Raw genomic sequence first — 26,076 nt, 5'->3', positions numbered from 1 at the left:
ATGACCAGAGAACGAATCGTCTTCTTATCCAATATGGCTTCCCCGTATCAAGTGAAATTCGCTGACGCGCTCCATAAATATTTTGATACTGAGTTTTGGTTTTATAGACAAATCACGGATCAACGTCCTGATTGGTGGGTCATCCCACTTGGTAAACGCTGTCGCGTCTTGAGAGGCTCCTATTTCTCGAAAAAGACGAACTATCTGTCACTCGATGTGTTTGTCCAACTCATCCGGTTTCGACCGCATATCTTGCTACTAGCCGGCTTTACCCCGTTTCACGCAATTCTCTTAAAAATTGTCAAACTGTTCGGGGTGCGCGTCGTCGTCATGAGCGAGCCAATCCGAAACGTTCGAGGTGAGACGAGCGGCGAATCGACGTTATTGACAAGAGAAAACGGCTTGCACAAGACCACACGGATTCATCGACTGTTCAAGCGGACCGATTTGATTTTCGGAATGGGAAACGTCGCACGCGATCAATTTATCAAGGAACTAGGCTTCCCTTCCGAACGAGTCGTCTCGGCGCCCTATCCGATTGATATCGAGACGCATATGTCGCACCCATTGCGTCAGAAAGGACCAAATGACCCGATTCATCTGTTGTTTGCCAATCGCTTAATTGAACGTTATCAACCGCTCGTCGCCTTGGAGGCGTATCGAATCTTGAAAGAAGAATATCCGAACCTTTCCATGTCGCTCAATCGCGACGGACACCTCGCAGATGCGTGTCGGCGATATATCGAGGACGAGCAGTTGAAGGACGTCACGTTCCTTGACGAAATCGAGTCGTGGGAAGGATTGAATCTCGTTTACCGGAGTTCGGACATCCTCGTATTACCGGCGACCTATTCGAACGGGAACATCAGCATCATTGAAGCCTGCGCGTCCGGGATGGGGATTGTTGTCAGCCATGACGTCAACAACGTTGAGAGACATCTGCACGAAGGCATTAACTGTTACAAATGCGAACCGACGGTGGCGTCACTCGTGACCGAGCTTAAGCGGTATCTGGAACATCCTGAAAAATTGAAAGCTCACGGACAACAATCGAAAGAACTCGTGACACCGCGACTGAACGCCAGTACTGCTGCCATCTACGCCGATTTACTCCAACCACTTTATCGCAAAGGAGATTCTCACCATGCTGAAGCTGATGTTGCTCGGGGGCGCGATGCATCAAGTTCCCATCATCCAAAAAGCGAAACAACAAGGGATATTCACCGTTCTCTGTGACTATCTACCGGATAATCCAGGTCGACTCGTGGCCGATCGCTATTACTGTACGAGCACGCTTGATCGGGAAGCAGTCCTCGCCATCGCGAGAGAAGAAGGCATCGATGGGATTGTCGCTTATGCCTCCGACCCGGCGGCGCGAACGGCCGCCTATGTCGGAGAAGCGCTCGGTTTAGTGACGAACTCGCTAGAAACGGTCGAAACGTTGACGAATAAAGCGAAGTTTCGAACATTCCTACAGCGACATGGCTTTGCCGTCCCGGAAGCCTTTGCGTTTACCGAACTAGAAATAGCCGTCGAAACGTTACGGAATCGAGCGGGCGAGTACATCATCAAACCGGCCGACGCCTCTGGGAGTAAAGGGGTCAACAAATGGAGTCGGGGGAACGGGATTGAGCAGCTTCGTCGCCATCTTCGAGTGGCATTTACGATGTCATTCAATCAGGAAGTAGTCGTGGAGGAGTTCATTACCCGAGACGGCTATCAATTAGCGGGTGATGGATTTGTCGTCGACGGGGAGTTGGTGTTTCGTTGTTTCGGAAACGGACACTTCAATGTGAACGGAGTCAACCCGTTCGCCCCGATCAGTGCGAGTTTCCCGAGTGTCCATCCGCCTCACGTGCTCGAACAGGTACATGAGACGTTGCAACGGATGTTGACTAAAGTCGGCTTCAAGCAAGGCGCGTTCAACTTCGACATCTTCGTCAAAGGAGAAGACGTCTATCTGATGGATATCGGTCCACGGAACGGAGGGAATTACATCCCACAAATCATCGAACAAGCGACAGGCGTCGACTTGGTCCAGGCGACGATTGATGTCGCACTCGGGATACCGGTGACGATCGAGATGAAACCAGTGACCGTACCGTCCGCCTATTTCATCATCGGCAGTCAAGAAACGGGGCGATTCATGGGTGTCCATTTCGATGAGGACGCATATACGATTCGACAAGCGAACATCTATTACAACGTCGGAGATGTGGTACCGCGCTTCGAAGGGGCAAATCAAGCACTCGGTAGTTTGATTCTAGAGTTTGAAGACGTCGAGACGATGCTTCGACTCGTCGAACATCCCGAGCGATGGCTGACCTTACACATCAAGTCGACCGAAGAAACGGAGGGAGAATCATGGACATCGTCGTCACCGGTGCGAACGGTTTTTTAGGCAGACACCTCGTCCACGCCTTGGAGCGGGCTGGGCATCTCGTCCTCCCGATCACCCGTTCGACCTCATCCGTGGAACGAAGCAGCTATCTGCGTCGAGCGGACGCCGTCTATCATGTGGCCGGAGTGAACCGTCCCGAACGAGTCGAAGAATTCACGACGGGAAACGTCGACTTGACCGAGGCGATCGCCACCGAATTGCTGTCCTATAATCCGGTCCCCGTCTTTTTCGCCTCATCGATTCAAGCGACTCAAGACAATCCTTACGGAAACAGTAAACGAGAAGCGGAGGACATTTTGCGGCTGTACGGTCAACGGAGCGGGGCACCGGTTCACATATATCGGCTCCCGAACCTGTTCGGCAAATGGGGGAGACCATTCTATAACAGTGCGGTCACGACGTTTTGTTATCAGATTGCACGAGGAGAGGACATCACGGTCACACATCCCAATCACGTGTTGACGCTCGCCCATGTCGATGACGTCGTCGCATCGTTTGTAGGGGCGTTGCATAAAACAGAAAGCACCGATTCAGATGTCCCGACACACCAGATCACATTATTCGACCTTGCCCGAATGATTGAATCGTTCGAAGCGGTCCGAATGGCTAGAGGGGTACCGGATGTATCGGATCCTTTTACGAAAAAGCTGTACAGCACGTACTTAAGTTACTTGCCGAAAGAACGGATGGTCACGCCTCTCTTGATGCATCAGGACGTGCGGGGATCGTTCACAGAACTGTTCAAGACGCCTGACCGTGGTCAAGTCTCCGTCAACGTGGCCAAACCCGGAATCACAAAAGGGGAGCACTGGCATGAGTCGAAACATGAACAATTCATCGTCGTCAGCGGTGAAGGCGTGATTCGGCTCCGATTGATGGACCAAGATCAGATCATCTCGTTCCATGTCAGTGAAGAACAGCTTGAAGTCATCGAGATTCCGCCAGGTTACGTCCATCATATCGAAAACACGGGCGTGAAAGATTTAGTGACGGTGATGTGGGTGAACGAGCCGTTCGACGCGAGTCAACCGGACACCTATCGAGCCACTGTCGCACAAGACGCGGAAGTCTCATAAAGGAGGGATTCATCATGGTCATGGTGAGCATCAACTGCATCACATACAATCACGAGAAGTACATCGCTCAGGCGATTGAAGGCTTTTTGTCACAGCGCACGAACTTCGAGGTCGAGATTCTGATCCATGATGACGCCTCGACGGATCGGACGGCAGACATCATCCGGGAATACGTTCAGAAATATCCTGAAAAATTCAACGTCATCTATCAGACGGAGAATCAATATTCAAAAGGCGTGTTCATCGCCCGGTTGAACGAGGAGCGGGCACGCGGCAAATACATCGCGGTTTGTGAGGGCGATGATTACTGGACCGACCCGTACAAACTGCAAAAACAAGTCGACTATATGGAAGCCCATCCGGACTGTACGCTTTGTTTCCACGATGCGTACGTCGAGACAGGTGGGAAGCTCCACACGAATTGGCACGTCATTCCATGGATGCCGGAAAATCGAAAGCTTGCTTCATCCGTGCCCCGGACGTATGATGCCGGAGAATTACAGTTACTCGGGTTCGTTCCGACGATGTCCATGTTGTATGTGAACGATTTCCGTGACGCCCCGCGATGGCTCGAGGAGACGCCGGCGCGAGATGCATCGATTCGCTTGTATATCACGAGCAGGGGATACGCCTACTACATGCCGGAAGTGATGAGTGTCTATCGCTACGAGGTGGAAGGGTCGGCGACGACCATGTGGAACGAGGGGAATGTCGAACGTGACGTGAAGCGACATGAGGACTTCATTCATTTTATCAACTTATTTGATGCCTATACCGATGGGAAATACCATCAGGATTTAGAGTTATCACGAATCTCTTTTGAAGTGGGGCTTCACCGATTGAAAGGAGAGTATGATGTGTTACGTTCCACTCGGTATGACGCGTATCTCGATCGATTCGTCGGAATCGATCGAATCCGACCTTACCTGATGATCAAGCAGCCGCATTTAACGGAGTGGCTGATCAAAGTACGAAACCGAGCATTCGCTTAAGCGAAAGGAAAGGGGTGATCTCACCATGAATGGTTCAAATGTAGAAGCAGATGCCGTCATTCCCGTCACGCGACCGAGTATGCCGGATTTTGATACGTATGTCGAGATGATTCGTCCCCTTTGGGAATCGCGTCACTTGAGCAACCGTGGCGAGCATGTGCGGGCATTAGAAGAAGAGTTAGAGCAGCGTCTCCACGTCCCGCACGTCTCTTTATTGACGAACGGTCATCTGGCCCTCGAAACGGCGATTGACGTGCTCGGATTGACGGGTGAGGTCATCACGACGCCGTTCACGTTCGCCTCGACGACGCATGCGCTCATCCGAAAACAAATCACCCCTGTCTTCTGTGACATCAACCCCGTCGACTATACGATTGACGTCGACAAAATCGAGGCGCTGATCACGGAACGGACGACGGCCATCCTCCCCGTTCATGTGTATGGGAACGTATGTGACGTGGAGGCGATTGAACAAGTCGCGAAACACCATGGGCTCCACGTCCTCTACGATGCGGCGCACGCGTTCGGTGTCCGGCACGACGGGCGCGATGTCTCGACGTTCGGCGATATGACGATGTTCAGCTTTCATGCGACGAAAGTGTTTCATACGATTGAAGGTGGGGTGCTCACGTTCCGGGATACCCGTTACATCGAGGCGATTCATCAAGCCGTCAACTTTGGGATCACCGGACCAGAATCCGTCGAATCGGTTGGGGGCAACGCCAAGATGAATGAGTTTCAGGCGGCGATGGGACGGTGCAACCTCCCACGGATTGATACCGACATTGAAAAGCGGAAACGTCTGGTCGAGCGATACGACACCCGTTTAAGGGACGCTTCGTTTCTTCGCTTGAACCTCCGGAATGAACGAACCGAGTCCAACTATGCGTACTATCCGGTTCTCGTCACGCCAGGGAGAGAGGCACGCGATGACATGATGGCATACTTAGCGCAGCATGGGATTCTCGCCCGGAAGTACTTCTATCCGCTCGTGACCGATTTTTCCTGCTACGCATTCGACGCATCCGTACCGAACGCCACGTACGTCTCGGATCGGGTGATCACGTTACCTCTGTATCCGGACATGACAATGGAGATGGTCGACCGCATTTGTGACGTAATCCTTGAAGGAGGGAATGAACGATGAAAGGGATCATTCTAGCGGGTGGGAACGGGACGCGTCTCTACCCGATGACGAAAGCAGTCTCGAAACAGCTATTGCCGATCTACGACAAGCCCCTCATCTATTATCCGATGTCGGTGTTGATGCTCGCCGGCATCAAGGAGGTTTTATTGATCTCGACCCCGAAAGACATCTCCGGGTATGAGCGACTGTTCGGTGACGGGCATCAACTCGGAATCTCGATTACGTACCAAGTACAAGAGCGTCCGGTCGGTCTCGCGGATGCTTTCATATTAGGAGAATCGTTCATCGGGGACGACTCGGTTTGCCTCATCTTAGGGGATAACGTCTTCTATGGCCCGAACTTGACGCGCTTTTTACAGGATGCGAAAGAGCGGCAGTCAGGCGCGACGGTGTTCGGGTATCCGGTCAAAGACCCACGGGCATTCGGTGTCGTCGAGTTTGATGCGGACCGTCGTGTCTTGTCCATCGAAGAGAAACCGGCGGTCCCGAAATCCAATTATGCGGTACCGGGTCTCTACTTTTATGACAATCAGGTCGTCGAGTTCGCGAAACAAGTGAAGCCGTCCCCACGCGGTGAGCTTGAGATCACGTCAATCAATCAGATGTATTTGGAACGAGGCGAGTTGAACGTCGTCTTGTTCGGTCGCGGGATGGCATGGCTCGATACCGGGACGCCTGAGGGGATGATCAAAGCCTCCATTTTCGTACAGACGGTACAGGAACGGCAAGGCTATTACATCGCATGTCTGGAGGAGATTGCGTGGCGTCGTGGGTTCATCACACGAGAGCAATTGGCCGACATCGGTCAAACGCTCAAGATGACCGATTACGGACAGTATTTGATATCGCTTCTAGAGGAAGGAGAACAGACCAATGCATACGATCCTAGTGACTGGCGGAGCCGGGTTCATCGGTTCAAATTTCATAAAACACTTTCGGGACAAACATCCAACGTCACGAATCCTTAACGTCGACGCTTTGACCTATGCCGGCAATTTAGAGAATGTCCAGGCGTTCGAGCACGACTCGCTCTACGTGTTTCGGAAAGTAGACATCCGCGACCGTCCGGCGATTGATGAACTGTTCTCTCTCTTTGAGATTGACGAAGTCGTGCATTTTGCAGCGGAATCGCATGTCGACCGAAGTATTCTTGAGCCGGAGTTGTTCCTCTCGACGAATATCCTTGGTACACAAGTGTTGCTCGACGTGGCCATGCGGCATTGGAAACGATATCCGGACGACAAATACAGTCGAGAATACCGAGACAATGTCTGTTTCGTCCATGTCTCGACGGATGAGGTATACGGGTCGCTCGGGGAGACGGGATTCTTTACTGAAGAGACACCCCTCGCCCCGAACAGCCCCTATTCCGCCTCGAAGGCCGGGTCCGATTTGCTCGTTCGTTCCTATCATGAGACTTACGGATTACCGATTAAGATCACCCGTTGCAGCAACAATTATGGTCCGTATCAATTCCCCGAGAAACTGATTCCGCTCATGGTGCACCATTGTATGACTGATCAACTACTCCCAGTATATGGGGACGGAGGACATATCCGAGATTGGTTACATGTACAAGATCACTGTGAAGCGATTGATCTCGTTCGGCAGCAGGGACAGGTCGGGGAAGTCTATAACATCGGCGGACATAACGAGAAGACGAACCTCGAGCTCGTCCGAACGATTTTACAGGCGTTTGACTTACCCGATGATCGCATCCAATTCGTGACGGATCGCCCTGGTCATGACCGTCGTTATGCCATTGACGCGACGAAAATGAAAGACGAATTAGGGTGGATGCCGCGCTATCGTTTTGAACAAGGAATCAAAGAGACGATTGAATGGTATCGGTCACATCCGGAATGGGTTGAGCGCATTGTCTCGGGAGCGTACAAAACCTATTATCAAGACATGTATTCTTCCTGAATTTGCACCGTTCTATCATCCCGGGGAAGGGGGGATCGACATGGTGATGGTCAGCATCGACTGCATCACATATAACCACGAACCGTACATCGCCAAAACGATTGAAGGATTTTTGATGCAGGAAACAGATTTTGAATTTGAAATCCTCATTCATGAGGATGCCTCAACGGATCGGACGGCAGACATCGTACGTAAATATGAAGAACAGCACCCAAACCTCATTCGGGTCATCTATCAAACGGAAAACCAATATTCTCAAGGTGTGTTGGTGAATCTGTTGAACGAAGAGAGGGCGCGTGGCAAGTACATCGCGCTTTGTGACGGGGATGACTACTGGACCGACCCGCAAAAGTTGCAGAAACAAGTCGACTATATGGAAGCCCATCCGGACTGTACGCTCTGTTTTCATGATGCGTATGTCGAAACGGACGACACACTCCATACCGGATGGCGCGTCATCCCGTGGATGCCTGAAAACAGAAAGTATGCCTCGACGGAACCGCGGACCTATCATGCCGGGGAGTTACAGCTACTCGGCTTCATTCCAACGATGTCCATGCTGTACCGAAATGGACTGACAGACCATCTGTTAGATTGGATCGGCGATACGCCTGCCTTCGACGGCGCGCTCAAATTGCACGTCGCAAGCCAAGGTTACGCCTACTACATGCCTGAGGTGATGAGCGTATATCGATTCGGTGTGTCCGGGTCGGTCACCACGAAGTGGCGTCAACGAAACAGGGAGCGCGACATCGAGCGGATCGAGGCGTTCATCCGAATGATGGATGCGTTCGATTCCTATACGAATGGCAGATTTCATCAAGAAATCGAAATCTCTCGCTTATCGTTCGAGGTCGGGTTGCATCGACTTCGACGAGATTTTCAAGCGCTGAAGTCACCTCGGTATGATCAATATGTGGAGCGATTTGTCGGTAGAGAGCGGCTACGTCCCTACTTGATGGTGCGACATCCAATCTTGATGGAGTGGTTGATTCGCATGCGCTCGCTCCAGCTCGGTTAAAGGAGGCGGCTCAAATGAAATTAGGAATCATGCAGCCGTACTACTTCCCATACCTCGGCTATATTCAATTGATGAACGCGGTGGACCAGTTCGTTATTTTGGACCATGTGCAATTTGCGAAACGAGGATGGATTCATCGAAACCGTATTTTGGTCGAGGGACACATCAAACCGATCCATCTGAAAATCGATCATATGACACAACATCGTACGATCCGTGAGCATGAGCGGATTCTCGATCCAGTTCATGAGACTTATCAACTGCGCTTATTGCACCATGCGTATCAACGCGCACCAAGTTATGCCGACGTCATGCCGATGGTTGAACGAATCATTCAAAATGAGGAACGCAATGTCGCCACTTATCTAGAAACGTTATTGACGGAAGTGCGTGACTATCTCGAGATGGATACGGAGTTATTGGTCGCCTCTTCGCTCGACTACGACAAGTCGCTGAAGTGTGAACAATTGGTACTCGAGATTTGTCATCATTTGCGTACATCGCATTACATCAATGCGATTGGAGGACAGGAACTTTATGACAAACAGCGTTTCGCGGAATCCGGAGTGCCGCTTGATTTTATCCAAATGAATGCTGTGGAATATGCTCAATTTGGTCATCCGTTCACGCCCAACTTGTCCATCATCGATGTCTTGATGTTCAATTCGAAGACGAAAATGCGTGAACTACTCGATGCCTATACGCTCGTCTAATGGGGCGAGATAGATGCCGCAACAATTAGGGGAAAGGGGACGAACACGTTGAATACATCATTTGAATGGACCAATCGACGTCTTTTCTTCAGCCCTCAACGAGACGCATCACTCGACTGGATGGATGCGTTCGCACAAGGACCTTGTGTGTTGGAACGCGATACCTATTTACGAATCTACTTCAGTTGTCGACCGAAACCGATCGATGGACGATACGTCAGTCACAGCGGGTATGTGGATGTCGCAAAAGAGGATTTCTCGATTCTTCGAGTGAGTGAACGACCGATACTGGAGCTCGGTGCACGTGGGACGTTCGACGAGTTTGGTGTCTATCCGTTCTCAGCGATTGAGGTTGGGGATGAGGTGCACGCCTATTATGGGGGCTGGACGCGTACGGTGTCCGTTCCGTTTAATGTGAATATCGGAAAAGCCATCAGTCGAGACGGCGGACGTTCGTTTGAGCGTGTCGGTCCAGGACCGATCCTATCGTATACACTCGATGAACCGTTCATCTTGAGCGGTCCGAAGATTCGGCGTTTCCATGACACGTGGGTCTTGTTCTATATCGCCGGACGAGAGTGGGTCATGGATGGCGAACGTCCTGAACCGGTGTATAAGATTCGGCTGGCCACGTCGAAGGACGGGGTCACTTGGGTGAAGGCGGGACGCGATTTGATCGAAAGCGTACTTCCCAATGAAGCGCAGGCTAGTCCAGACGTCTTTTATGAGGATGGGCGCTATCATATGTTTTTCTGTTACCGGGACGCGACCGATTATCGGAAGAATCCAGAGCGGACTTATCGAATCGGATATGCCTCTTCTCCGGATTTCCTCCATTGGACGCGTGACGATGACGTGATGAAGTTCTCGCGGAACGAATCAGGATTCGATGACGAGATGGTCGCTTACCCCCATACGTTCACATTGAACGGGAAACGGTATTTACTCTATTTGGGGAATGAAGTCGGACGAGAAGGATTCGGCATCGCGGAGCGCAAGGAGGGAGCGAGATGAAGTGGAAGAAACTCGGACACATCTTCGACCCGGCGCCGTACGGATTTTTCGGGAAGTACTCCTCGTTCGCCCAGTCCCCTCAGGCGCTCGTCTTCGGAGATTTTGTGCGCATCTATTTCTCGACCCGTGAACCGGACGGTGACATGTTCAAGAGCCACGTCCGATATGTGGACATGACACGTGATTTCAACGTCATCGACGTGTCCACAGATGAGATCATCCCACTTGGAAAACGGGGGACATTCGACGAACACGGGATCTTCCCATTCCACGTCACGCGGACGCGTGATGGGCTTTATGGCTATACGAGTGGCTGGAGCCGTCGAGACTCTGTGTCGGTCGAAACGGGGATTGGTCTCACTGTCAGTCGGAACGAGGGAGAGACGTTCGAACGGCTCGGCGACGGACCGATATTATCGGCGAGCATCGAGGAACCGTTTCTCGTCGGCGACCCCTTTGTGGTCACACGGGAACAATACTATATGTATTACATTTACGGGACGACATGGAAAGAGGGTCCGGATGGCGTCCAGGAAAGGACCTATAAGATTGCGCTCGCCACGTCAGAAGATGGACAGACGTTCAAGCGTCACGGAAGAATCGTTTCGGATACAATCGCGGACGAGAGTCAGGCGCTTCCGACCGTGTTCGAAGCGGACGGACGCTACCATATGATTTTTTGTTTTCGAGACACCTTTGGCTTTCGGACCGACCCGTTACGCGGATATCGATTAGGTTACGCCTATTCGGAAAATCTGTTGGACTGGACGCGTGATGATTCGGCACTCGGATTCGAACGAAGTTCCGACGGATGGGATGCGGACATGGAATGTTACCCGCACGTCTTCGAGTGGGACGGTCGGCACTACCTCCTTTATAACGGGAACGAGTTTGGGCGACATGGGTTTGGTGTCGCGATTTTGGAGGATGTATGATGACTCGCGACCAAGGGACGGTTTCTGATTATGTGGCGCATCTTGAAGCGTGTGATCATCTGTTCCCGACCAAGCTGTCGGAGCGGGTAGAGTTAGAGCCATACGCTTTGAAGCTGCACGAACGGGCGACGTCGTATGAAATCTGGAACGACGGGCGTCTCGTCGGGCTAATCGCAGCTTACATGGATACGGACATCGTCTTCATCAGCCATATTTGCGTGTTGCCGGAAGCGCCGTCCGGTAGTGGGCACGCCTTACTGGAAGCATTATGCGAAGAAGCGATCCAGACGAACAAACGAAAGATTCACTTGCACGTCGAGGCAACGAACGAACGGGCGATTGCCTTCTACATGCGACACGGCTTCAGCGAGCTCGACCGAATCGATGATGTGCTCGTCATGGAGAGTATATTATGAAACGCATCTCTCTCGTATTTTAGAATAAGAAAGTTAAATACAAACCGAAGCTGATCCTCGTCCATCGTACGAGGATTTTTTGATGAATGCAGGAATCTGATAAGCTTTATCGAATACGACAAAAAGAAAAAGCGCCTGACCGAGGTCAAACACTTTTCTTGAGCTCTTGTTTCCGGTCGCGTTGTACTTTCCAAATCACCGATCCAACGATGATCAGAATTGGCGCGATGACCCATGGACGGGCTTCGAGAATCGAGACGAGTTCAAAAATGGAGAGCCATCCGCTCACCATAATCAAGACTAGCAAAAAGGTTTTCAGTCCCCCCCGGACCGGAAGCCAAAAATAAACGAACAATGTCACTAAGAAGAAAGCGATTAAGCCCATGCGGTTTGTCCTTTCACCCATCATTTTGACTCATTATAGCAAAGAACATCGAGAGAGTGTTAGAAGCTTCACTTCTTCGGCGTGTTTCGGTACGCTTATAAAAGATGATTGAAGGAGGAACTGATGTGAAATTTGGAATTATTGGTTTAGGATACGTTGGATTGGCTACACTTTGTGGTTTGGCAAAAGCCGGTCATCACGTCATCGGGGTTGAAGCGGACGAAGAGAAGCTACGTCTTCTCATGAGTGGACACCCGCCATTCCATGAACCAGGCATGGCAGAGGTGTTGCAAGAGCACGCCGACCAGATCACCCTGACAAGCCGAATCGCGGATACGGAGCAGGTCGACTATTTGATTCTTGCGGTCGGGACACCGAGCAAGTCGGATGGAAGCTGTGACTTATCTTATATCGAAGCAGTCTTGTCGGAACTAAACACGAAGCATAAAATCGTCATTCGTAGCTCGGTCCCGCCCGGCACGACAGACTTACTGAACATCATGTATCCCTCTCATACGTTTGCGATCGTACCGGAATTTTTACAAGAAGGACGCGCGCTCGCAGATGTCATGAAACCACACCGTGTCGTCATCGGGTGTGTAAACCTCGAAGTCGCAGAAGAGTTGGCAGGAATCTACGGACGCCTTGGCGTTCCGCTCATCTGTACGACACCGATCAATGCAGAACTCATCAAATACGCCTCGAACGCCTTTTTGGCCACGAAAATCAGCTTCATGAACGACTTGTCGCGTCTAGCCGATCAAGCTGGCGCTGACATTTCGACGATTGCGGACGGGATGGGACTCGATCCGCGAATTGGGCGTTCGTTCTTGAACGCGGGCATCGGGTACGGAGGTTCGTGCTTCCCGAAAGACATGAACGCACTCCTACACGTCGCGAGTGAAAACGAGATCGACCTACGTGTCATCCGGGCGGCGACGAAAGTGAATGAGACGCAAATCGAGTACGTGCTCTCAAAATTGAACGTTGAACCGAATATGCGCATAGCTATTCTTGGTTTGGCATTCAAACCAGGAACGGACGATATGCGAGATGCCCCATCAATTCTACTCGCTCACCACATGGTGGCCCGTAACGTGGACGTCATCGGGTATGATCCGATTGCGACGTGGGACTATCCACAAGCGACGACGGTCGAAGAGGCGCTGAAGGGAGCCGATTATGCCATTCTCGTCACAGAATGGGATGAGATCGTGAACTTGGCACCGGATGCTTTCAACGGCATGCGCCAGCGTCGATTGATCGATGCACGAAACGCATGGAAGTTTGCACGCGATCCGGGCGATGTGTCATACGAAGGAATCGGACGGATGCAACGTCCGTCGAACACACCGACTTCAAACTAAAACTGTTCAGGACCGCTCATATAGGCGGTCCTGTTTTTGCGAGACGTGAATCTTCTGTAGCGATCATGACGTATAGAAAGGAGAGGAGGCGAGGCATATGTGGATTCTCATTCTAGCAGCAGGAATCGTCATCGGGTTAGGCTTCGCGGTTGACAGGCTCGGTTGGTATCACTTGATCTCTGGATATAATACGATGTCGAAAGAAAAACAGGAGCGGGTCGACATCAAAAAAGTGGCGCGACTGATTGCCTGGATGTGTTACGGGATTGGTGCACTTTTTCTCATCATTGCACTTATCGAACTGTCTGGTTGGAACGTCCCGCTCGAACCGTTCTTTCTCGTCCTGATGGTATTCATTGTCGGGATGCTCTGGCGGATGCAACGCTATGACGGTAACATCTACGATGGAGCGGGGCGCTTGAGACCAGATGGGAAAAAACGTCTCATTCCGATCATCATTGTCTCTGTCGTCTTACTCGTCGGTGTGCCGGCGCTCATGTTTTGGTTCAGTCAACCGACTGAGGTGATCGTGACGGATGAAGCGATCGTGATTGAAGGCAGTTATGGTCGTGAGGTCCCGTTTGATGAAGTGGCAGACGTGACATGGACGACATTGCCGGATATCGCGCGTCGAACGAACGGAGCAGATACGGGAACACGTCTGACCGGACATTTTCGGACGGAAGCAGGGGAGGATGTGCTCCTCTTTATCGACCGTGATGTCGAGCCGGTGATCCGACTCGATTGGTCAGACAAAACAATCTATCTCAATCAGTCTTCGGTTAAAGAAACGAGACAGTTATATGAGGACATTCGTTCACGCTGAAAAAAGGGACACTCAATGCGAGTGTCCCTTTTTGTTGACCCATGATTCGAATGAGGCTGCGTCCAGGGCGGGTGAGAAGTAGAAGCCCTGTCCGAGTTCTACCCCTTCACGAAGCATGCGTGACAGGTCGCTTTCGGTCTCAATCCCTTCGGCGAGAGCGGTCAGCTGTTGCTCGTTCGCAAAGCGAGAGACGGCACGTAAGAAGGAAGTACTTTCTTTCGCCTTTCCACTCACATACATCCGGTCAATTTTCACTTCTTGAATCGGTAGGTGCCAAATCGCTTCGAATGAGGCGTATCCGGTCCCGAAGTCGTCGATTGATAGGCAATAGCCGAGGTCGGAGATGTCTTCTAATCGTTCGAGTTCACTCGCATACGACATGATATCCGAGGACTCCGTCAATTCAATCTTCAATCGGTCAGGTAGCCACGGGTATACCTCAATCGAATCCCGGAGCTTCGCTACGATGGAAGGGTCGACCGAATGGGCCGACAAGTTGAACGACAAGGAGATGTCTTCAAATGAAGTTCCTTGCCATGCGACGAGCTGGGCAATCGTCTGATCGAGAATATTATGTGAGAGCCATAAGATTTGATCGGAACGTTCCGCGATGCGAATGAACTCGTTCGGTGGGATGACTCCGATGTCAGGATGTGTCCAACGAGCGAGCACTTCCGCGCCGACGACGCGACCGGTTTTCAATTCGACTTGCGGTTGATACGCGACCGTCAATTCTCCTTTTCGGATGGCGTCCGGAAGCGCTTGTTCAATCAGTGCGGCGAGTTGCATCTGGGCTAAAATTTCCGAGTCATACCAAACCGAAGGGGTACGTGTCTCTTTGGCGTGCTGTAACGCCTTCATCGCCTTGAACAGACAATCGTTGTAAGTCGATTCCGTCTCAGTTGCCCCGATTTGAATATGCACATTTTGACGTTTATGGTTGATTGTCACTTCTGTCGGGAAGAGCTCCAACAGCTCGTGCTCATCCTCGTACGAGAAGCCTTTGACATACAGCATAAACGTGTCGTCTCGGTATCGACCGAAGAGATGTTGGGCATATTTCGAAAGACGGGACTCGACGGCTCGCGCAAACTCAATCATGAGCAGATCAGCATACGCAGGGTCGTACCAATCAACGAGATGATGATAGTCATGAATCCGGATAAGGACAAATGCACCGTCAATCTCTTGCTTTTCCCACTTGCGAATAAAACCGTATTCGTTATAGAGATTGGTCGCCAAGTCGAAACGGACGAGACGGTCGACCTTCCGTTCCCGTTCGACCCGGTCTGTCTCATCTTCGACGATGAGGTAATACGTCAACTTTTCCTCTCGCTTGAGCGGCGTCAGTTTCACATTCAGATAACGGAGATGTTCCCCTTTCAGATGAATGATGAACTGGGCACTCGTCCCATGTTCAGTCACACCTTCGAGCGCTTGCTCGAACAAGCGGCGACCCGTCTCGGTGAACAATTGATTAATCTCATATAAGTTCCGGTCACCGAAAAACTGCCGGAACATCTCGTTGCGCTCAATTAAATTATACGAGTCATCCATCAGTGCGATGGCGAGTCCCGTTTCAGAGAAGAGGGACGACCAACGTTCGTGATAGCGCACGAGATCTTGCGAACGATTTTCAAGTTCATGAACAGTCGAATGGACACTCGTGGCAATCTCACGTAACTCGTCCTCGATCCCTCGAAAATCATGTGTTTTCGGAAACATCGCTTCGACAGGTTCTAGGCTCGGGTCGATGGCGAGTGCGCGTGCCTTGAGATGCGCCAAATCGTGATTGTAACGATTGCGTGTATAGTAGAGCAGGAATAAGAGTCCGAGAGATAAGAGCAACGTCACCACGAATGAAGTGGTGGCTAAGACTTGATAATGCTTACTTTCTTCTTGAAGCATCGTCTCAGAACTCGAACGGATGGAACGAAGGGCACCATAGGCGTCCTCGTAGACATTCGTTGAATTGACGTAACGAGCTTCTAGAGACACCTCGCGATTCGCCATATTCGCAAAGGACTGCCCGCTTTCTGCTACGTCGATGACCGCTTTCGATTGCAGTGTCTCATTCGATTCGATGATGGTTTGAACAAGTGTCGCTTCGCCGACAATCATGTCCACGGTGTTTGTGAGTTGATCCGCATCAATCGGGTTACGGAAGAAGGCTTCGCGATTCCGCATAAGAATCGATTGCATTCGCATGATGGCATCAGTCAGTTCGTATGCCGCATTCGATTGATTCGTTTGCTCGAGTGCTTGATATAGCCATCGTCGATTGATGGAACTGATGACATCCGTTGGGACCGCTTCGAACTGTTCTGCCTCGAGAATTTGATTCAACTCATTTGAAAACGTCTGGAGTGTCTCCCGTTCCCGTTCGTTCACACCGTCCTCAAAGTCGTTCAATAAACGCTCATTGTATTGGAGTGCCCGTTCTTTGTACGGTGTGGAGAGGAAGGATGTCGTCTGATTCGACTGCTCCTCATACCGGGTCGCCGCCTCGAACAGAGACACGTATGCTTCGACACCAGCTAGGTCTGCCGCTTGATTCAAATTCGTAATCGTCTGGTCGATGGCTTCTTGTTTTTCATGCCAATAAAAACTCGTGCCAAGTCCAAACAACAGGACACCGATGAGACAAGCAATCGCGAGCACCATCGTGTAGGTACGGTATGGAATTTTTGCAAAACGGGGTTGGCCCATCCGGCACCTCCTTTTTTCCTTCATCATACTTCCGAATTCGGGTCAGGCGATAAAAATCCTGCAAAACGAAAGAAAAACCCGACTTTTGTCGGGTTTTTTAGCGTGACGAAAGTCACGGTCGTTTATAACCGATTAAGCGTGACTGCCAATACGGTTCTTTACTGATTTGGTTGTATCCTAATCCGGATGAACCGGCATGGATGAACGTATCGGAATTGATCATGATACCCATGTGCGATGGCCCAGCGGTATATGTGTTTTCGAAGAAGACGAGGTCACCGGCCTGCGGGACGAATGACTTGGGTAATTGTGGTCCGAAATAAGCACCACCCCAATAATTAGCCACGTTTGTCCGTGGGATGCTGACGCCGGATTGATTGAATACATAATAGATGAGTCCTGAGCAATCGAATCCACCATTTGCCGGGCTTGATGATGCCCATACGTACGGTGTGCCGACGAAGCGTTTTGCCACATCGATGGTCGAAAGCCTAGTAGCTTGGGCACTTTGCCCTTTGATTTCAGTGACGGCTGATTTTGCGACGAATCCTGATGCGAGACGATAGTGGGTCGATGTCTCTCCGATCACGTTCAAGAGTTCTCCCCGAAGTGTCGAGCCGACCGTGCTACTCGACTCGTTCGCCTGTGACCGAATCGATGTCGGATAGTACGTATAATATGAATTCGAATCATAAGAACCTTCAACCCAAGACGGGCCGTCTGCCGAACCTTTCGGGACAGTTTTCACATAAGCCGAGGCGACAAATCCTACCGTATTCCCGTAATAGATTTGAAGCCAGCCTTTTGACGACTGGACGACGCGCAACGTCTGTCCTGCTTTGACACTCCCGATGATGGTCGCGCTCGTCGATGCGCTCGAACGTACGTTCAAGGACGGTGTGTTGACGATATAATCGACAGCCGCATTACCAGCACCGGCATCGCCTTCGTTCGGAGCCGGGTTGCTCGGTGTCGTGGACGTCTGCTTCAAGTAACCGGCGCTCACGTATCCGGACTTCCCATTATACGTGACATAGTACCAGCTGCCCGACTGTTTCGTCGCTTTGACGACGGTTCCGTTCGGGATGGTCGTGACGAGCGGATAACCGACGCCTGCACCTTGTCGAACGTTCAAGTTTGCCGTCGTAGTGAATTGTTGATTGATCGATTGTCCTGTACTCGGTGTTGTCGGTGTCGCCGCTCCTGATGTCGTTAAATATGTATTGGCGACATATCCTGTTTTCGACCCGTACTTCACTTTCGACCATGACCCTTCGACAGATAAGACGGTCACGGTCTTGCCTTTTGGAATCGTGAGCAATACGGTCGTCTTCGTAGACTTCGACGAACGCAGATTCAAGTTGGCTTTCGTTTGAGCTGTAGCCGAGCTCGGTGTGACCGTTGTTGGTTTGTCGGTACTGCTAGACATAGATGCCTTTTGCAAATAGTCGTTATGCACCCATCCGGTCTGTCCGCCGTAACTGACTTTTGTCCATGAACCGTTTGATTGAATCGACGTGAGCGTCGTACCTTTTGGAATCGTCAAGAGGACGCGATGCCATGTTCCGCCCGCGACGCGCATGTTCAATGCGTGTGTCGTCGTGACGCGGTTCGTACTCGCCGTGGTTAACGAGGAACCACCTGTCGCAGCAGAGGGACTGCCTGTGAGCTTTAGTTTTTGACCGATGCGAATGCTATCGGAAGATAGACCGTTCAACGATTTAATCGTCGCAACGGACACATCATAGGACCGACTGATCGACCATAACGTATCACCCGAACGCACCGTATGTGTGCTCGCCGCTGCAGCTTCGTCTGCGTGGGCAAGCACGCTGACCGCTGCAAGTGCCGCGAATGAATAGGTGAGACCAGACTTTGGATTCATAGCGTCACATCCTTTCAAAGAGTGAGAACGAAACAATTCAACAAGTGAAACAATACAAGTTCATTGTACGGTGAGAGGAAAAGGACAATCAATGGGACAAAGGGTCAATTCACACCACTTTCTTAAAAAGGAGGTCAATAATTTATAAATGGGAATAAATTCAAATTTTGTTTATATAAAAACGAAGCAAGCATTGACTCTCTGTTGAATTTTGGAAAACGCTGTATCGGATGATTCATGCTATCATTAGGTCAAATTTAAATGGGTGAGGTAGCAGACTGATGATCGAGAACAACTTTTCAAACCGAGTATATCGTAAGCATCAAGAGAAACTGTTCGCGCTCGTACGGATGCCGATTGTAACGGAAGAAACGGTGCAGGAGGCAATTCTGTATATGTGTGAGATTGTCGCCGATATGTTGGCAGTCGATACAGTCTCGATCTGGCATTTTGATACATCGCATCGATCTATTTCATGTCAAGTCGCTTATTCTCACGAATCAGGGACACATCATCCGAAGTTGACGGTCCATCGTGAACTCGCGCCTGACTATTTTGATGCGCTTCAAACAGAGCGAATCCTTTCGTTTGAGGATGTTCGCAGTCATCCATGGGTGAAGGACTTGTACAAAGAGTACTTTGTAGAAGGAAAGCGTGTGTACTCCATGCTAGACGCTCCGATTTATGCAAACAATCGTGCCACAGGTGTGATTTGTTGCGAGACGTTTCTGCCTCGGGAGTGGAACTATCTTGAGGAATTGATTGTGAGTACACTTGCGGATTTTATTGCCATCCTGTACTTCCGGCTTGACCGGCAGCTTGTGGATGAACGGATTCATCAGTTAGCCTACACGGACGAACTGACAGGTTTGATGAACAAATATGCATTTGTCGAGGAAGTCGATCAATTACGTCAACAAGCGAGAGGGTTTTTAGGAGCTGTTTTATATATTCGAGCAGACGATTTTCGGTCTATTGAGGATGCGATTGGAACCGAAACATCGAATTTGATCGTGAAAGAAATGGCGAAACGACTACGAGCAGTAATCGACGAATCTAGGATGGCACGTACCTCGCAATCGGGATTTGTCATTTGGGTACCTTACGGGGAGCGGAGGAAAATACGTTCGTTTGCAGAACATTTATGCGAGCAAGTGACGCGTGCGCCATATCGAGTCAATGAATTAGACGTTGTACTGACGACGAGCGCATTCATCTCCATTGAACATGAAAGTCGATCTACTTTGGATATGATTCATACAACACGTGTCGTTGCAGGTCAATCAGATGAGAAACGTGGGGTCATCAAGTTTTTTGAAGAGGCCATGGCGCAAGAAGCATCTGAGAGACTTTTGTTAGAGATGAATTTACGTACTGGTGTGATATCAGGTCAGTTTGAACTGTATTTCCAACCGAAAGTGAATGCTTCCTCAGGTAAACTGAAAGGGTTTGAAGGGTTGATGCGCTGGAATCACCCAGAGCGAGGTCTCGTGCCGCCGCTCGACTTCATTCCGCTTGCCGAATCAACGGGTGTCATCATCGACTTAGAGGAATGGGCGTTCGTGACGGCTTGTCGCCAACTCAAACGTTGGCATGAACGGGGAGACCGGTATGAACTCGCCCTCAATTTATCGGCGCGTCACTTCTTATCCGAAGGGGTCGTCGAAAAGTTTGCCCAAATCGCACGGGAAGAAGGGGTCAGTACGAGTTATTTGACCTTAGAAATCACGGAAAGCGTCGGGATGGAGAACCAGAAGCACGTCATCGATCGTTTTGTTGCATTCCGAGAAGAAGGTTTTTCCATCTCGATTGACGACTTCGGGACAGGGTTCTCGGCGTTCGTCTACTTGAAGCACTATCCGATTCATGAGATCAAAATCGATCGCCAGTTCATTCAAGTGACTGAGAATGACCCGACCGGCAACGTCATCGTCGAATCGATTGTCGATCTGGCACGTGGCTTGAACTTGAAGACGGTGTGCGAAGGCGTCGAGACGCCTGAGCAGTGGAACGCGTTACGCGAACTCGGCTGTGACGAGATGCAAGGATATTATTTCTCTAGACCGTTACCGCTTGAAGAACTTGAAGAATGGATTGTTGACTATACGACACAGAAAAGGGACGCCTGAGCGTCCCTTTTGCTATGTCATGAATGTGATTCGAATTGTGGTGCCGTGTCCCGGTGCACTGTCGACTTCTATTTTCCCGCCGTGGGCTTCGATGATGTCCCGTGAGATGGCCATGCCGAGACCACTCCCGCGTGCGTCGTCTGTATTCGTGCCTCGGTAATAGCGTTCAAAGATATAGGGCAATTCGGATTCTGCAATCCCATTTCCATCATCTCCAATCGTCACGACGTCACCCTCGATGTGGACCGTCACGTGCACCGAATCGTCATTATGGAGAAGAGCATTATACAAGAAGTTGAGCAAGGCTCGCTTCATAAAGTGACGATCGAGCGAGACGGTCGCTGCTTGAGTAGCCTCAAACTCGATGTGACGCTCCCCAAAGCGAGAATCGTTCAACACGTCGATGACGAGCTCACGAACGAACGGCTCGAGGTTTGTCTCTTCGAGCGTAAGTGGGAAATCGCCGTGTTGCAGACGCATCGTCAAATTGAAATCGTCGAGCAGTTCCTTCATATACTTAGCCTGTCGTTCAATCACATGTACGTATTGTCTGTGCTCGGTGTCATCTAACGAATCATCATCAAGTAGTTCGGCGTAGCCTTGGATGGAGGCGAGCGGGGTCTTCAGGTCGTGCGATACGTTGCTCATCCACTCTTTTCGACGTTCTTCGAGTTCTTCGCGCTGACGTTCATACGTTTTAAGTGTCTGTGAGACGGCATTCAAATCATAGAAAACAGGACGGTAAATCCCTGACTGCTTCGGTTCGGTAGTCGAAAAATCACGTTGCTTCAGCTGTTGAATCCGTTCGGTCAAGCGATATACAGGGCGCGTCAATCGTGAACTGAACAATAAACCGATCAAGGCGGCGACAAGTAAATCGACAACTAGAATCCAGAAGAACGCCTTCGTGATATACGAAAGGACTGCCTGTTCGTCTAACATAAAGAGCACCCGACGCTCATTTGCCTCCGGCACACCGATGAGATAACTGTACGATTCATACTCCCCGATGAAGTAGAGTCGGAGGTCATCATCCATATATTTATACATTTGAATCAATTCGATTGGAGAATAGGCGTCTGGTAATCCACTCGGGGCATCGACCTCGCTGACGACACGTCCCGTCTCATCTAAAAAGCGGACGAATGCACCCGTTTGGCGAAGAGCTTCCCGCCCGGCTTCTGACACAACGGGTTCACCGTCCTCAAGCGATACATAGGTGCTGAAGTTTCGGGTGAAGGTCTCCCCGGCGTTGCTCTCGACATCATCAAGTCCCGTTCGATCATTGATAAGGAGGCCGAATAAGATTGTAATGTTCAAGAAGACGACGAGCGCGACAATAAGGAGAATCGACAACAAATAGCGACCGGTCAGTTTCCATTTCATCATGATCGCTCCTTATACCGTCAGCCGATAGCCAAGTCCCTTGACCGTCTTGATATATGTCGGATCAGATGGATTCGGTTCGACTTTTTCACGGAGACGTCGGATGTGTACCATGACCGTGTTGTCGGATCCGAAGAATGACTCACCCCACACTTGCGTGAAGAGCGTCTCCTTGCTGAGAATCCGGTTCGGGTTGCGTAAAAAGCAGGCGAGAAGACCGACTTCTTTAGCCGTCAACTCCAATCGTTCCCCGTTCACATACACTTCTGTCTCGTCTTCATTCATTTGAAAGGGGCCGACGGTCGTCGTCTCAGGCATTGGTGCTTCCATCATTGAAACCCGTCGGAGCTGAGCCTTTACACGGAATGCCACTTCTTTTGGACTGAACGGCTTCGTGATGTAGTCATCTCCACCGATGGCGAGACCGAGCAGTTTATCGACCTCTTCCGATTTGGCAGAGAGAAAGAGGATCGGGATGTTGGACTGCGCTCGCATCTGTTGGCAGAGCTGATAGCCTTCACCGTCCGGTAACATAACGTCTAAGATCGCCAAGTGAGGGCGGAACGTCTCGAAGACATCAAATCCGTCTTTCAATGTGTGAGCGGTCCGAATCTCATGAAATCCTTCTTTTTCAAGCGCGCGTTGAATCAATATACATAAATCTTGTTCATCATCCACGATGAGAATCCGTGGCTGTTCCATCGTCATCACCTCTTTCTAAGCATATCACGTAAGGATTTTGTAAGGTACGCGTGAGTTGGAGTTAAGACAGAGGGCGTAATGTAAGGGACAGAAAGAGGTGCTGAACATGGAAACATTATTACAAGTAAAAGCGATTCAAAAGACATACGGGAAAGGGGACGCGACGTTTCGAGCGCTCGATGACGTCTCCTTCACCATTGAACATGGCGAGTTCGTTGGAATCATGGGGCCGTCCGGGGCTGGGAAATCGACGTTGCTCAACGTCCTCGCGACAATCGATACACCGACGTCGGGTGAGATTTTAGTCGAAGGCGATGACATTGCGGCGATGAATGAGGAGGCTCTTGCCGATTTCCGACGTGACCATCTTGGATTCATCTTTCAGGACTATAACTTGCTCGATTCATTGACGGTCCGGGAAAACATGTTGCTCCCGCTCGCCGTCTCGAAGACGCCGGTTCATGAGACACGTGCAAAGGTCGAACGGTTAGCGAAACGATTCGGACTCGAAGGGATCCTCGAGCAGTACCCGTATCAAATCTCAGGCGGACAGAAACAACGGACGGCTGTTTGTCGGGCGCTCATCTCGGACCCGAAACTCATCTTTGCCGATGAGCCGACTGGTGCGCTCGACTCGAAGTCGGCGACCGATCTCTTAGATACCCTCGCTCGGTTGAATGAAGCGGAGACGACCATCATGATGGTGACGCATGACGCCTTCGCCGCAAGTTTTTGCCGCCGAGTCCTCTATATTCAAGACGGACAGTTGAAGAAAGAGCTCATTCGCGGCAACGCCTCACGAGACGCATTCTACCAATCAATCCTCGAGGAGCTCGCGAAAGGCGGTGCGGTCGATGACGCTATTTGAGCTCGCTAAGAAAAACGTCGTACGGAATCTGTCGCGATACGCACTCTATGTCGGGACGACCATCTTTTCCATCGTCATCTACTTCACGTTCGCGACACTCAAGCACAGTCATGAAATCAGTGCGCTTGCGGAAACATCGCAAAAGATCAGCGGGTTGATGAGCACGTCGACGTTCATCCTCATGTTGTTCGTCGCTTTGTTTATCGCCTACTCGAACGCCTTCTTTTTGAGAGGACGTAAGCGAGAGGTCGGGCTCTACTCATTACTCGGGGTCCGAAAGAAACAGATTGGACTCTTGCTCTTGTTTGAGAATATTGTCATTGGAGCGGTGTCCTTGGTCGTTGGAATCGTGCTCGGCCTGTTCGGGTCGAATGCGCTTTTGCAACTGTTGATGCGATTGATGGACAGTGACTTGAACATCGGATTCGCTTTCTCTGCGTCGGCATTCATCGAGACGTTCCTTGTCTTTCTTGCTATTTTCCTTTTCACATCATTCCAAGGGTACCGCGTCATCTATCGCTTCAAGTTGATTGACTTGTTCCATGCGGATAAGAGTGGGGAAGGAGTTCCGACGGCGAAAGGATGGGTCGCACTCACAGGTGTGCTCACAATTGGAGCGGCGTACTGGCTCGCGCTCCAAGATTTGATGACGTCATCGCTATGGCGAATGCTCGGACTCGCGATGCCGCTTCTCATTATCGGATTGAGTGTCATCGGGTCTGCGCTTCTCTTTCACAGTGTCTTGATTTTCGCATTGACATGGTTGAAAGGGAACGAGCGCTGGTCGTGGAAACGACTCAATTTGTTGACGACATCACAGCTCCTCTATCGCATTCGCGGGAACGCGAAGACGCTCACGTTGATCAGCATCATCAGCGCGACAGCAATCACGGCAGGAGGTGCCATCTTTAGCGTCTACTACTACGCGGAAGAGAATGTCGCCTCTTATACACCATACACGTATGCCTGGAAAGGGGATGCGGTCGAGGTGAACGGAGCGACGTTCGAATCAAGTGTCGAACAAAAGACGATTCGGACGGAAGCGCAATACGGAGAGCGTGAGCTCGCGGTCATCGATGAATCGACATATCGCCATCTTCTGCAAGGTCTCGGCGTGGCAGAGCCGGCACTGTTCAGACAGGATGAGGTCGTATGGGTCGACCCGTTCTATGACGAACGTTACTCGGAGAATCTTGAATCGGTCGAACTGTCAGGACAGACGGTTGACGTGTCGACGCGTCTTGAAGAATCACCGCTCAACGTGATGACGTTCGGCGGATCGTTCCTCGTCGTCGCCGACGACATGTTCAAAACGATGACGGAGCCGAGCGAGACGTATCACGTTGCCCTCACGGAGTCGTTCAAAGATCAGCGCGAACAGTCTGAGCGTCTAGCGGGACTCGGGCTTGAATCGTTCTCGAGTGCACCGGACGTGTACGCCGAGACGATGGCAATGAACGGGGCGCTCCTCTTTGTCGGGACATTCCTTGGGCTCGTCTTTCTCGTTGCAACAGGTAGCGTCATTTACTTCAAGACGATGACGGAGGCAGAGGATGACCGGGCGAAGTATGCGATATTACAGAAAATCGGGATATCCGATCGGGACGTGCGCCGGACGGTGCGCCAACAGATCATCGTCGTATTTCTCGCCCCGTACGCGCTCGGGATTCTTCATGCGACCGTGGCGCTCATCGCGTTTTCAAACTTGTTGAGCATGAATTTCACGATACCGGTTCTCGTGTGGATGGGCGTCTATACGACCATTTATGCGGTCTATTATGGCATCACAGTTCGCCGCTTCATGACGGCGATTCGATAAGGAGAGAAAAATATGAAAAAATGGATTGGAATTGCAATTGTTTCGATTTTAATAGTGGTCGGAGTCACTCAGGTGGATTGGAATCGAATTGGGAAGGACACCCTTTTCGTTGAAATCGGAGGGGCGATGGATGTGGAGGAGACGACGCTCGAGAACGGCGATGTGATGAAGCGTTACATTTATACACAATCCGCATTCACGGAGGAAGGTGACCAGAAAGAAGTCACCTTTACCGCCGGGAAAGAACTTCGGGAGGGGGCGTTCTTACGTCTTTATGTCAAAGATGAAGATACCGTGACCTCGTACGACGAAGTGAAACGGGAAGAGCTTCCTCGTCCAGTCATTGAGAAGTTGTAACA

At 50.8% G+C, this 26,076-nt stretch carries 23 protein-coding genes; 18 read left to right on the top strand and 5 right to left on the bottom strand.

The annotated features are described in order from the left end of the window. From KNO78_RS08580 to KNO78_RS08525, 12 genes are read left to right on the top strand one after another with little or no spacing between them, the layout of a single operon-like run. A complete protein-coding gene (locus KNO78_RS08580; protein ID WP_251125262.1) occupies window positions 1-1,236 on the top strand; it encodes a glycosyltransferase family 4 protein in 1,236 nt (411 codons plus the stop codon). Then, on the top strand, window positions 1,145-2,401 hold the full coding sequence (locus KNO78_RS08575) for an ATP-grasp domain-containing protein (protein ID WP_251125261.1): 1,257 nt from the start codon (window positions 1,145-1,147) through the stop codon (window positions 2,399-2,401). The genes KNO78_RS08580 and KNO78_RS08575 overlap by 92 nt, the downstream gene beginning before the upstream one ends. Next, window positions 2,365-3,477, top strand: coding sequence for a polysaccharide biosynthesis C-terminal domain-containing protein (locus KNO78_RS08570; RefSeq protein ID WP_214690497.1), 1,113 nt, complete (start codon window positions 2,365-2,367; stop codon window positions 3,475-3,477). Before KNO78_RS08575 ends, KNO78_RS08570 begins: the two co-directional genes overlap by 37 nt. Before the next feature lie 14 nt (window positions 3,478-3,491). Beyond that, the gene (locus KNO78_RS08565) at window positions 3,492-4,469 is read left to right on the top strand and encodes a glycosyltransferase family 2 protein (RefSeq protein ID WP_214690498.1); all 978 of its coding nucleotides are present in this window, start codon (window positions 3,492-3,494) and stop codon (window positions 4,467-4,469) included. A gap of 25 nt (window positions 4,470-4,494) precedes the next feature. Continuing rightward, window positions 4,495-5,616 (top strand): DegT/DnrJ/EryC1/StrS family aminotransferase, encoded by a 1,122-nt coding sequence (locus KNO78_RS08560; RefSeq protein WP_214690499.1) that lies wholly within the window; start codon window positions 4,495-4,497, stop codon window positions 5,614-5,616. Continuing rightward, entirely contained in the window at window positions 5,613-6,584 is a 972-nt protein-coding gene (rfbA, locus tag KNO78_RS08555; protein WP_214690500.1) for a glucose-1-phosphate thymidylyltransferase RfbA, read from the top strand. The genes KNO78_RS08560 and rfbA overlap by 4 nt, the downstream gene beginning before the upstream one ends. Then, window positions 6,490-7,542, top strand: a complete 1,053-nt coding sequence (rfbB, locus tag KNO78_RS08550; RefSeq protein ID WP_214690501.1) for a dTDP-glucose 4,6-dehydratase — start codon at window positions 6,490-6,492, stop codon at window positions 7,540-7,542. Before rfbA ends, rfbB begins: the two co-directional genes overlap by 95 nt. 40 nt (window positions 7,543-7,582) lie before the next feature. Next, window positions 7,583-8,563: a glycosyltransferase family 2 protein gene (locus tag KNO78_RS08545; protein WP_214690502.1), complete on the top strand. Its 981-nt coding sequence runs from the start codon at window positions 7,583-7,585 to the stop codon at window positions 8,561-8,563. Between the two features lie 14 nt (window positions 8,564-8,577). After that, window positions 8,578-9,276: a WbqC family protein gene (locus KNO78_RS08540; protein WP_159562884.1), complete on the top strand. Its 699-nt coding sequence runs from the start codon at window positions 8,578-8,580 to the stop codon at window positions 9,274-9,276. A gap of 48 nt (window positions 9,277-9,324) precedes the next feature. Beyond that, on the top strand, window positions 9,325-10,290 hold the full coding sequence (locus tag KNO78_RS08535; RefSeq protein WP_251125260.1) for a glycoside hydrolase family protein: 966 nt from the start codon (window positions 9,325-9,327) through the stop codon (window positions 10,288-10,290). Then, window positions 10,287-11,225, top strand: coding sequence for a glycoside hydrolase family protein (locus KNO78_RS08530; RefSeq protein WP_214690503.1), 939 nt, complete (start codon window positions 10,287-10,289; stop codon window positions 11,223-11,225). Before KNO78_RS08535 ends, KNO78_RS08530 begins: the two co-directional genes overlap by 4 nt. Next, window positions 11,225-11,641 carry a GNAT family N-acetyltransferase gene (locus KNO78_RS08525; RefSeq protein ID WP_214690504.1) on the top strand — a complete coding sequence of 139 codons (417 nt, stop codon included), beginning with the start codon at window positions 11,225-11,227 and terminating at the stop codon, window positions 11,639-11,641. The genes KNO78_RS08530 and KNO78_RS08525 overlap by 1 nt, the downstream gene beginning before the upstream one ends. A gap of 145 nt (window positions 11,642-11,786) precedes the next feature. Here the strand turns inward: KNO78_RS08525 and KNO78_RS08520 are convergent, their stop codons facing one another. Next, window positions 11,787-12,047, bottom strand: a complete 261-nt coding sequence (locus KNO78_RS08520) for a hypothetical protein (RefSeq protein ID WP_214690505.1) — start codon at window positions 12,045-12,047, stop codon at window positions 11,787-11,789. A gap of 104 nt (window positions 12,048-12,151) precedes the next feature. Here KNO78_RS08520 and KNO78_RS08515 point away from each other — a divergent pair, with 104 nt between their 5' ends. Both KNO78_RS08515 and KNO78_RS08510 read left to right on the top strand, forming a co-directional pair. Beyond that, complete coding sequence (locus KNO78_RS08515; protein ID WP_214690506.1) at window positions 12,152-13,393, top strand: UDP-glucose dehydrogenase family protein; 1,242 nt, start codon at window positions 12,152-12,154, stop codon at window positions 13,391-13,393. 97 nt (window positions 13,394-13,490) lie between these two features. After that, window positions 13,491-14,219, top strand: a complete 729-nt coding sequence (locus tag KNO78_RS08510) for a DUF3784 domain-containing protein (protein ID WP_214690507.1) — start codon at window positions 13,491-13,493, stop codon at window positions 14,217-14,219. A 12-nt stretch (window positions 14,220-14,231) separates the two neighbouring features. Here KNO78_RS08510 and KNO78_RS08505 read toward each other — a convergent pair whose 3' ends face one another. Continuing rightward, window positions 14,232-16,928 carry an EAL domain-containing protein gene (locus KNO78_RS08505; protein ID WP_214690508.1) on the bottom strand — a complete coding sequence of 899 codons (2,697 nt, stop codon included), beginning with the start codon at window positions 16,926-16,928 and terminating at the stop codon, window positions 14,232-14,234. A 112-nt stretch (window positions 16,929-17,040) separates the two neighbouring features. Continuing rightward, complete coding sequence (locus tag KNO78_RS08500) at window positions 17,041-18,813, bottom strand: C40 family peptidase (RefSeq protein ID WP_214690509.1); 1,773 nt, start codon at window positions 18,811-18,813, stop codon at window positions 17,041-17,043. A 281-nt stretch (window positions 18,814-19,094) separates the two neighbouring features. On the opposite strand from KNO78_RS08500, the gene KNO78_RS08495 reads away from it, so the two are divergent. Further along, the gene (locus KNO78_RS08495; RefSeq protein WP_214690510.1) at window positions 19,095-20,942 is read left to right on the top strand and encodes a sensor domain-containing phosphodiesterase; all 1,848 of its coding nucleotides are present in this window, start codon (window positions 19,095-19,097) and stop codon (window positions 20,940-20,942) included. Window positions 20,943-20,954: 12 nt separating this feature from the next. Here KNO78_RS08495 and KNO78_RS08490 read toward each other — a convergent pair whose 3' ends face one another. Further along, window positions 20,955-22,328 (bottom strand): sensor histidine kinase, encoded by a 1,374-nt coding sequence (locus KNO78_RS08490; RefSeq protein ID WP_074035937.1) that lies wholly within the window; start codon window positions 22,326-22,328, stop codon window positions 20,955-20,957. 12 nt (window positions 22,329-22,340) lie between these two features. Further along, window positions 22,341-23,030: a response regulator transcription factor gene (locus tag KNO78_RS08485; RefSeq protein ID WP_074035939.1), complete on the bottom strand. Its 690-nt coding sequence runs from the start codon at window positions 23,028-23,030 to the stop codon at window positions 22,341-22,343. Window positions 23,031-23,136: 106 nt separating this feature from the next. Here KNO78_RS08485 and KNO78_RS08480 point away from each other — a divergent pair, with 106 nt between their 5' ends. Genes KNO78_RS08480 through KNO78_RS08470 form a run of 3 tightly spaced genes read left to right on the top strand, consistent with a single transcriptional unit; the run spans window position 23,137 to window position 26,074 of the window. Further along, window positions 23,137-23,898 (top strand): ABC transporter ATP-binding protein, encoded by a 762-nt coding sequence (locus KNO78_RS08480; protein ID WP_159562873.1) that lies wholly within the window; start codon window positions 23,137-23,139, stop codon window positions 23,896-23,898. Beyond that, window positions 23,885-25,717 carry an ABC transporter permease gene (locus KNO78_RS08475; RefSeq protein WP_214690511.1) on the top strand — a complete coding sequence of 611 codons (1,833 nt, stop codon included), beginning with the start codon at window positions 23,885-23,887 and terminating at the stop codon, window positions 25,715-25,717. Before KNO78_RS08480 ends, KNO78_RS08475 begins: the two co-directional genes overlap by 14 nt. A 12-nt stretch (window positions 25,718-25,729) precedes the next feature. After that, complete coding sequence (locus tag KNO78_RS08470; protein WP_214690512.1) at window positions 25,730-26,074, top strand: YxeA family protein; 345 nt, start codon at window positions 25,730-25,732, stop codon at window positions 26,072-26,074. Window positions 26,075-26,076: the final 2 nt, after the last annotated feature.

It is taken from the genome of Exiguobacterium sp. s132 (assembly GCF_018617235.1).
In the GTDB taxonomy this organism is placed as follows: Bacteria; Bacillota; Bacilli; order Exiguobacteriales; family Exiguobacteriaceae; genus Exiguobacterium; species Exiguobacterium profundum.
The sequence above is the reverse complement of the archived record's forward strand: the minus strand, read 5'-3'. Positions and strand labels throughout refer to the sequence as shown.